At 63.3% G+C, this 8784-nt stretch carries 6 protein-coding genes and 1 pseudogene; all 7 read left to right on the top strand.

What is annotated here, in order from left to right; translation table 11 throughout:
* Nucleotides 1-403 precede the first annotated feature (403 nt).
* Nucleotides 404-682 (top strand): hypothetical protein, encoded by a 279-nt coding sequence (locus FJY68_12255; GenBank protein MBM3332597.1) that lies wholly within the window; start codon nt 404-406, stop codon nt 680-682.
* A gap of 536 nt (nt 683-1218) precedes the next feature.
* On the top strand, nt 1219-1587 hold the full coding sequence (locus tag FJY68_12260) for a hypothetical protein (protein ID MBM3332598.1): 369 nt from the start codon (nt 1219-1221) through the stop codon (nt 1585-1587).
* A gap of 31 nt (nt 1588-1618) precedes the next feature.
* Nucleotides 1619-1741: pseudogene (locus FJY68_12265) on the top strand (GNAT family acetyltransferase).
* 1267 nt (nt 1742-3008) lie between these two features.
* A complete protein-coding gene (locus FJY68_12270; GenBank protein MBM3332599.1) occupies nt 3009-5189 on the top strand; it encodes a PAS domain S-box protein in 2181 nt (726 codons plus the stop codon).
* A gap of 297 nt (nt 5190-5486) precedes the next feature.
* Nucleotides 5487-7583, top strand: coding sequence for an elongation factor G (gene fusA / locus FJY68_12275; protein MBM3332600.1), 2097 nt, complete (start codon nt 5487-5489; stop codon nt 7581-7583).
* Between the two features lie 89 nt (nt 7584-7672).
* Nucleotides 7673-8254, top strand: a complete 582-nt coding sequence (locus tag FJY68_12280; protein ID MBM3332601.1) for a hypothetical protein — start codon at nt 7673-7675, stop codon at nt 8252-8254.
* A gap of 61 nt (nt 8255-8315) precedes the next feature.
* Nucleotides 8316-8784, top strand: a 469-nt coding sequence (locus tag FJY68_12285; GenBank protein MBM3332602.1) for a hypothetical protein, incomplete at its 3' end; no start/stop codon positions are given.

Here is an 8784-nt window from a genome sequence, read left to right on the forward strand (position 1 = left end):
AGGCGTACCTGGCGGCTGCGGTCATGAACCTCAAGTGCCTGGTGGCACACGGCGGCGGACGTCCGGCAGTGACGCAGGCCGCCCAACTGCTGCGGCGGGCAGCCACGGCAGTCTACTCAGCTATCAAAACAGCGCTCTGGCGACCGTCCCGCGTCACATCCGTGCTCGCGGTATGAAACCACACCCCCAACAGTGGTTTCTCAACAGCCCCACACTTCCCTATTTTCTCGACAAGTCGAGGCCGAGGGGCAATGTGGGGCGCGTCCAGAATAGATGGAATTGCGGCGGTGGGACTGGCGCGCCACGTCACACAGATGGCGAACAACTGCGGCCGGGTGTTCTCTGGTGATGACGACGATGGTTCCACCTCTGGACGCTTTCCCAGTACCGGAGGAAGGAGGGCGTGGAAACCAGGCGCTACTGTCTGATGGCCAGCCATGTGGATGCCCGCGCCGTACCGCGCCAGCCTGACCGACTTTCGAAGGACCTGCACCAACTGAGATACCGCAGGTACCTGAGAGATGAACCGGAGGTGACTGCCGAAGGGATTCGGCACTCGACCATGACCGGCCGTCACCCGGGAGGACCTGCCTTCCTCTTGCTCCCGACGCCGGGATCGAGCCGCGACCGACTGCCTGACATCCAGAAGCGGGGCAGACCACACAAGGACTGCGGGGAATAGCGAAGCATACTGAGTGAACCTGAGACTCATCGGCGCCGGTGCGGTGTCCAGGATTTGGCCTAACTTGCTGACTTTGCGTTTACTACGACCAAAGCCACTGACTGCCAGAGCTAGACGGCGTCAGCAAGACAACCCAATCTATCCTACGTTAACCGGGAAACGCGCCCAACAGCAGCAGGGTAGAAGCCGTCAGTATATAAGAGATAGTATGATTGATAGTATGACCGATAGTAGCAGTAGGCCTATCTGACAGTCTCCTTCTTATCTTATCTCCGGGCTTATCTGCCCGTGACCCGGGGATAGCCCCGGGGCTACAATATGTCATATATTGTCAAGTACGTAAGCGGAGTTTAGCGTCTAATGTACTGGCCATCGTATCCGTCAGACTAATGGGGATAGCTTTTCCATGCGGCATCGCTTGCCTTGGCCGGGATTCGGTGCTATACTTCGATGTTTCTTCCAGGATGATTCGCTGAACGAGATCGCGTGTCGGCGCCATTGCCGGCAGCCGTGCAGAGAAAGACGAAGGGAGCAGCATGCCAGGTAGATTCCGCAGTAACGTTGACCGCCAGTTCGCATATGAGACGAAGACCAAGCCCGAGCGGGTGAAGCAGACCAATGATGACATGCGCGCGGCCGCGGTCCAGCGCCACGCGAACCGTCAAACCGAACTTGCCGCCTTCGAGCTTCAGGCCAAGGAGGTGATCGATTCGACCGGTGTTTCGACGCCGCTGTACGTTGCCTACCTCAACTACTGCCGCGAGATATGGAAGAAGGCGAACACCTACGGCGGCGCAGTGCTGAAGAACGAGACCGATGCCATCATCGCCAAGTGGAAGGTGCGCGAGCTTGATGAAACTATCCTCAAGCGGCTCCGGTTCGAGTTGATAAACGTGCGAGACTAGCAAACGACGAACGACAGACGCTAGGCGAAGAACGCCGAACGCCAAGCGCCGAACGACGAACGACGGACGCCGGACGCCAGAGGCCAGACGCTAGCGGCAAACGCCGAACGCCGAACGACGAACGGCAAACGCAAGACGCAGAACGACGAACGCCGAACGGCAAACGCCAGAGGCCAGACGCTGGACGCCAGACGCTAGACGCAAGACGCCGGACGCTGGACGCCAGAGGCCAGACGCGAGACGCCGAACGACAGACGCTAGGCGAAGAACGACGAACGACGAACGCCGAACGACGAACGGCAGACGCTAGGCGAAGAACGCCGAACGCCAAGCGACGAACGACGAACGCCGAACGCGAGACGCGAGACGATAGGGAACGAGGAGCGGGCTAGCTCCAGAATCAGGACTGGAGACTCCAAAACTCCAAAGCCGAATCTCGAGTTTGCCAATCAGCGGTTCACTCCGCGCTTCTCGCCTCGCGCTTGTCGCATTCCGTGGCTCGTAGCCCCCAGCCTTCCGGTTGCCTGCTCTTTCGGGATAGGGACAAAGCGGCTAACCAGCAGTCCGACAAGAGGTTGTAGGTTCATCTCGCTCTCCAATTCCACAGGCAGGCGATGAGCGCGTGGACGTGAAGATCGCCAGCAACCGCCGGCATGTGGGGTCAGTTGCCAGAGAGCTGTCGGGATCAACCGGCGGTACGGAAACTGCACTTGAGGCTTGCGTGAAGCCCTCTTGTAGCACATTCAACAGCCTGGGTCTGCGGCCGCTTTGCCTCCTCTCTGCATCGGCACGCACCCGCCCCGGTAGAGATTCGCGGCGGCAGACCCAGGCATGGGCGACGCAAGATGAGTGCTAGTCACCGCGTCCGCAGTGGATGTCGATGACCGTAGACCCGGAGGTTCCGGAGTGAGCATTCTTGTTGCCTGTTGGCCGCTTCCCCTGAGTTCCGCTGTCGACGAAACCCGCCACGTAGCGGTAGCGCGCGGCGAGGTCGTTTCAGTCGGCCCAGGCGTTTCCAGACTGGACCCCCTAACACAGGCTGAGTCCCCGGTTCAGCACCGGGGACTCGGGCGTGCGGCCTGGGCAGTTCTGGCCGAGCCTGAGCCGGAGGCGGGCCCGGTCTGGTCGTGTGCGTTAAACTGTGTGGGTGATGGCAGGTAGGCGGCCGGCGCCGTTGCCGAACAACCGGACCCAGGGATACTATCCCGGGAAGGAGCGACGCTCGAAACTCACGGCGGGTGGGCATTCCCATGATGGCGATCTGCGAAATGCGCCTGACCGCCGGGCCCTGAAGCTTGAGTGGGGCGGGAGACCACAGGCGACAGATCACAGATAGGACGCGGGCCCGCGTGAGTAGGACAGGCCGAGCAGTCCAAGCTCGAATCCGCTGATGATACACCGAAGTGGAAACCGGTGAGGGAATGTTGACGCGCACCAGAACCACCCGGGATGGCCCGAAGCCGATGCGCATGCTCATCGTCAACGCCGTGGTCACGGCCCTGCTCCTGGGCGGGATGAGTCTGTACGGCATCAGTGCCGGCACGGCGGCAGGGCGGTCTGAAGCCGCCGACGATCAGGTTCGCGAACTGATCGGACGTATCGCGCTCTACGACGAGGTGCTGACGATGTCGGCACTGGCGGGCGTGACGACCGGCAACCGCCGTTGGGAGGAACGCTACAACCGGGCCGCGCCCGAACTGGACGCATCAATCGGCGAAGTCCGCAGTCACATCAGCCGACCCGACGAGGTCAGTGCCATCAACGCGACCGATGTCGCCAACATCAAACTGGTCGGGCTGGAGACCCTCGCCTTCCGGCTGGCCCGTGATGGCCTTCGCGACTCGGCCACGGCCCTGTTGCTGGGCCGCGAGTACGCCACGCTCAAGCAGCAGTATGCAGCAGGAATGACCCGGGTCTCCGCGGTAGTAGCCGAACACGTCGCGAGGGCGAGGCAGGAGCGCCCGCGGCCGTTCTTGGTCGGTAGCGTCCTGATGCTGGCGCTGCTTGTCGTTGTCTGGCTGAGCTCATTCCGCATCACGCGCCGGTTCATCGCCGAACAGCGGCAGGCCCAGGCCGTGCTTCGGGACCGCGCGCACATTGCTGAGGAGTTGCGCGAGAGCGAGGAGAGATACCGGCTGGTCGTCGAAAACACGACCGACGTCCTTTCGTTGGTGGACCGCGCTGGCGTGCTTCACTTCGTCAACCGCGCGGCGGCGGGGGTATTGGGCGGCCGTCCCTCGGAGTTCACCGGCAAGAGCCTCTGGGACGTGTTTCCGAGGCAGTTCGCCGGCGAACAGATGGCGGTCATTCTCCGCGTGATGGACACGGAGCAGGGCGTCGTCAGGGAGGAGCCGGTAGACACTCCGGGAGGGCCTCGATGGTATCGCAGCAAGATCGAGCCGGTTCGGGCCTACGACGGCACGATCAACCGTGTCCTGGTGGTGGCCGAGGACATCACCGAGCGCAAGCGGGCCGAGGCGGCCCTGGCCGAAAGCGAGCTCACGTACCGCCGGGTTTTCGAGAGTTCGAATGATGCGATGATGCTGCTCGACTCCGAGAAGTTCATCGACTGCAACGGCGCTACCTTGAAGGTGTTCGGGTACTCAACCCGCGAGCAGTTCCTCGGCAAGCACCCGGGCCAGGTCTCGCCGCCTCTTCAGGCCGACGGCCGGGCGTCCCGCGACGCCGCCGATGAGAAGATCGCGACCGCGTTCCGCGACGGCCGGAACTTCTTCGAGTGGCTGCACCAGCGGGCCGACGGCACGGTTTTCCCGGCCGACGTGCTGCTCACGCCCCTGGACTACCACGGACAGAAGGTGCTGCAGGCGACGGTGCGCGACATTTCGCCCCGCAAGATTGCCGAGGCGGAGATAGCGCAGAAGAACGTAGAGCTGGCCAAGCTGAACGAACTGAAGAACCAGCTACTCGGCACGGCCGCGCACGACCTGCGCAATCCGCTGGCCGTAGTCAACACGGCCAGTGCGTTCCTGCTCGACGACGCGGGCAAGGTCCTGCCCGAAGCCACCAGGACGGCCTTCCTCCGGCGCATCCAGGCCAACGGCGAGTTCATGCTCAAGCTGATTGACGACCTGCTGGACGTGGCGAAGATCGAGGCGGGCAGGCTCGACCTCGAACTGGCCGTCGGCGACCTGTCCGCCCTGGTTGAGGAGAACCTGCGGATGAACCGGATGCTGGCCGAGAAGAAACGCATCCATCTGGACTTCGTGCCCGACCGCGACCTGCCGCCGCTTCGCTTCGACGGGGGCAGAGTTGAGCAGGTCCTGAATAACCTCATCAGCAACGCGCTCAAGTTCTCCGGGCCGGACACGACGGTTACCGTGCGGGCGACGCGGGGGAACGGCACCGTTGTCGTGTCGGTCCGCGACCAGGGGCAGGGCATCCCGGCTGAGGAGCTGGACAGGTTGTTCCAGCCGTTCGGCAGGACGAGCGTGCAAAGTACCGCCGGCGAGAAGAACACCGGCCTCGGCCTCGCCATCTGTCGCAAGATAGTCGAAGGCCACGGCGGCCGCATCTGGGCCGAATCGGCATTCGGCGAGGGTTCCGTCTTCAGCTTCAGCCTGCCGGTCGCCGTCGCGGCCTAGACGCTTGTCCTATCGGGGCTAGCCTCCGCGGCGCTGCCGGTCCGGGCGGGGCCTCGGCCGGCGGAGGCCCGGCGACTCGTCCGCTGAGTGCGGCTTCGCCGTCTCAGGAACAGGCAGGGCGACGCCGGGCGTCGTCGGCGCGATCTGCATATGCTGCTCTCGCCGGGCCGGGGAACGACTCCGCATCGCCGAGCCGATTCCGGTCATGTCCCCGCCGGTGATCCCGCCGTTCGGTGCGGCCGACGGTGTCAAGCGTTTCTGGACTTCGCCGTCTCGCCAGCTACAATCACCATCCTAATGGCACGAGAGTATCCAATCGACAAGGTCCGCAATATCGGCATCATGGCCCACATCGACGCGGGCAAGACAACTGTTTCTGAACGCATCCTCTTCTACACCGGCAAGTCGCACAAGCTGGGCGAGGTGCACGACGGCGAGGCGACGCTCGACTGGATGGAGCAGGAGCGCGAGCGCGGCATCACCATCACGAGTGCGGCGACGACTACGGTGTGGCGCGACTACCAGATAAACCTCATTGACACGCCCGGCCACGTGGATTTCACCGTGGAGGTGGAACGGAGCCTGCGGGTGCTGGATGGGGTCATCGGCCTTTTCTGCGCGGTGGGTGGGGTGGAGCCGCAGTCGGAGACCGTGTGGCGCCAGGCCGAGAAGTACTCGGTGCCGCGCATCGCTTTCGTGAACAAGATGGATCGGGCCGGCGCGGACTTCTACAGCGTGGTAGGACAGATCCAGGAGGAACTCGGGGCCAATGCCGTGCCGGTGACGATTCCCATCGGCGCGGAGGAGAAGTTCGCGGGAATCATCGACCTGGTGGATGATGTTGCGGTGTTCTACGATGAAACCGACCAGGGGATGACGTGGCGCGAGGAGCATATTCCTGAAGAGATGCGCGAGGTGGCGCGCAAGTGGAAGCAGAATCTGCTCGAGAAGGTGGCGGAGGTGGACGACAAGCTGCTGGAGAAGTTCCTGCAGGATCAGCCCATCGGCAGAGATGAGCTTTCCGCCGCCATCCGCGGCGCGACGCTGAGGCATCTCATCTGCCCGGTCATCTGCGGCAGCGCCTTCAAGAACAAGGGCATTCAGCGCCTGCTCGATGCGGTAGTTTCGTACCTGCCAGGTCCAGGAGACCTGTTGCCTACCATTGGCACGCACCCGGGTGGTGAAGAGGTGATACGAGTGGCCTGGGATGAGGGCCCCCTGGCCGCACTCGCGTTCAAGGTGGTTGCCGACAAGCATGTCGGCAAGCTGGTCTATGTCCGGGTCTACTCGGGAACGCTGAAGGCCGGGAGCTACGTCTACAATTCGACCCAGGAGAAGGACCAGCGGGTGGGCCGCCTGCTCCGAATGCACGCCAATCGGCAGGAGCAGGTCGATGCGCTCTACTCCGGCGAAATCGGCGCGGTAGTCGGCCTGTCCGACACGGTGACCGGCGACACGGTCTGCATCCGCGAGGCACCGATTGTGCTGCAGGCCATTGAGTTCCCGGCGCCGGTGCTTTCGATTGCCGTATCGACGGCCGACAGGAACGACCGCGAGAAGCTCGCGCACGGGCTGGGCCGTCTAGCCGAAGAGGACCCGACCTTCGTCGTCGCCACCGATGCGGAAACCGAGGAGACGGTGATTTCCGGGATGGGCGAGCTCCATCTTGAGATCATCGTGGACCGGCTGCGCCGGGAGTTCGGCGTGCAGGCGAAGACCGGGGCGCCGCAGGTCGCCTACCGCGAGACGATCACGAGTCGGGCCGATGTGAACGAGAAGTACGTGAAGCAGACCGGCGGCCACGGCCAGTACGCACACGTCGTGATGCGGCTGGAGCCGCTCAAGCCGGGCGAGGGTTTCGAGTTCGTGAACAAGGTAGTAAGCGGACGTGTGCCCAAGGAGTACATCCCGGCGGTCGAGAAGGGCGTGGTCGAAGTCCTGAAGAAGGGAGCATTTGCCGGCTTCCCGATCGTAGACATCCGGGTGACCCTGCTCGACGGTTCGTACCACGAGGTCGACTCGTCCGACATCGCCTTCCGCACCTGCGCCGCCCGCGCGTTCCGCCGGGCGTTCAAGTCGGGCAGCCCCCAACTGCTTGAACCACTGATGAGCGTGAGCGTGGTCACGCCGGAGGATTTCGCCGGCTCGATAATGGGGTCGCTCTGCAACCGCCGCGGGCTGATATCCGGGATGGACGTGCAGGGGAACGCCAAGGTTGTCAAGGCGATGGTGCCGCTGGCGACGATGTTCGGCTACGCCACCGACGTCAGGAACATGAGCCAGGGCAAGGCGAGCTTCACCATGCACTTCGAGCACTACGAGGCGGTTCCTTTCTCCGTCGTCGAGGAAATCCTGGCGAAGAAGGGGACCAAGGACGCGGAAGAAGCAGACTAGGATTCCGGTATCAGGGCGACCGATAGAGACTCCGGCATCCCAATCCCCGAGTCCTTGACCTTCGGCGCGGGTGGCCGGACGATTCGCCCGTGAGCAAAGCAGCCCGCGAGAGTCTGTTCACCGTTGCCTATGTCGTGGTCGGGTTGATTGCCGTCGCCATCGTCGGCTACCTTTCTTTCCGCCGGCAGTTCTTTCACTTCCCGCGGCCCATGCTGCCGTTTCTGGTCGTCGGTCTGACCGGCGCGCTCATGTACGCAATCGTCCCAACGCGCCGCGCCGGGCTGGCAATCCTGACCATTGTTCTGCTGCTGCTCGCCCAGGTGGCGATGACACCACCGGTTCGTCCCGCGACGCTCGCTGCCGCGGCGATTTTCGCTCTGCCGGTGGGATTTGCCCTGCTGGCCGGAGCATACGTTCAGAGACTGCTGGCTCGCCTCAAGTTCGGCAGGTTCGTGGCGATGGGTGCCGCAGTCGCGGTCGGGTATGGTCTGATGATGCTGCTGTTTCTCGTCCGCTCGCGCTACGACGTCCGCATGGGACTGATCTTCAGCCAGGCGTATGTGGGCTTAAGGCTGGGAGCGGCGATGGGTCTCGGGTTCGAGTTGGTTGACCTGATCGGGCCGCGGTTGAAGCGCCAGTTCAAACGACCAGCCGCTACTCCCATGCCCTGATCCCCAGCCCTTGTCCCGTTCCCTGTCCGCTATCCTCGCATTGCACCTCCAGCGCTATCCGGTGCTCAGAGCTTCTGACGTCTACAAGCTCATTCACCAGGGGGTATTCGGACCAGGGCACTTGGTCGCAAGCGAGCAGCGCGCTCGTGCCGGACTGAAGGTCGAACTGCAGGAGCTCGCGACCCGAGTCAAAGGGCAGAGGGCAAGGGTCGCAAGCCAAAGCCCGGTCAAGGAGCTGATTGAGGAGATTGACCCGAGAGGGAAGTTGGTGCGAGTGAACCTGGGGCCATTGGTCGCGTCCCAATCCAGGATGGAGACTGCCGAATACAGAAGGCAGAATGTCGGTTGGGTGGCGGAGGCAATGGTTGAGAGTGCAGCACGCGTCCCAGGCACCCCGGAGCAGATGAGGCGAAGGCTGGCAGCCGCAGTCGGGTGGTGTCGAGTGAATCTGCCGGGAGAAGCCGACGCGCTCGGACGGCTCGCGTTCACCACCGCGGAGTCAGGATATCCGGCTATGCACCACTCGTTGA

The organism is candidate division WOR-3 bacterium, from assembly GCA_016867815.1.
Taxonomy (GTDB): domain Bacteria; phylum Hydrothermota; class Tepidihabitantia; order Tepidihabitantales; family Tepidihabitantaceae; genus UBA2258.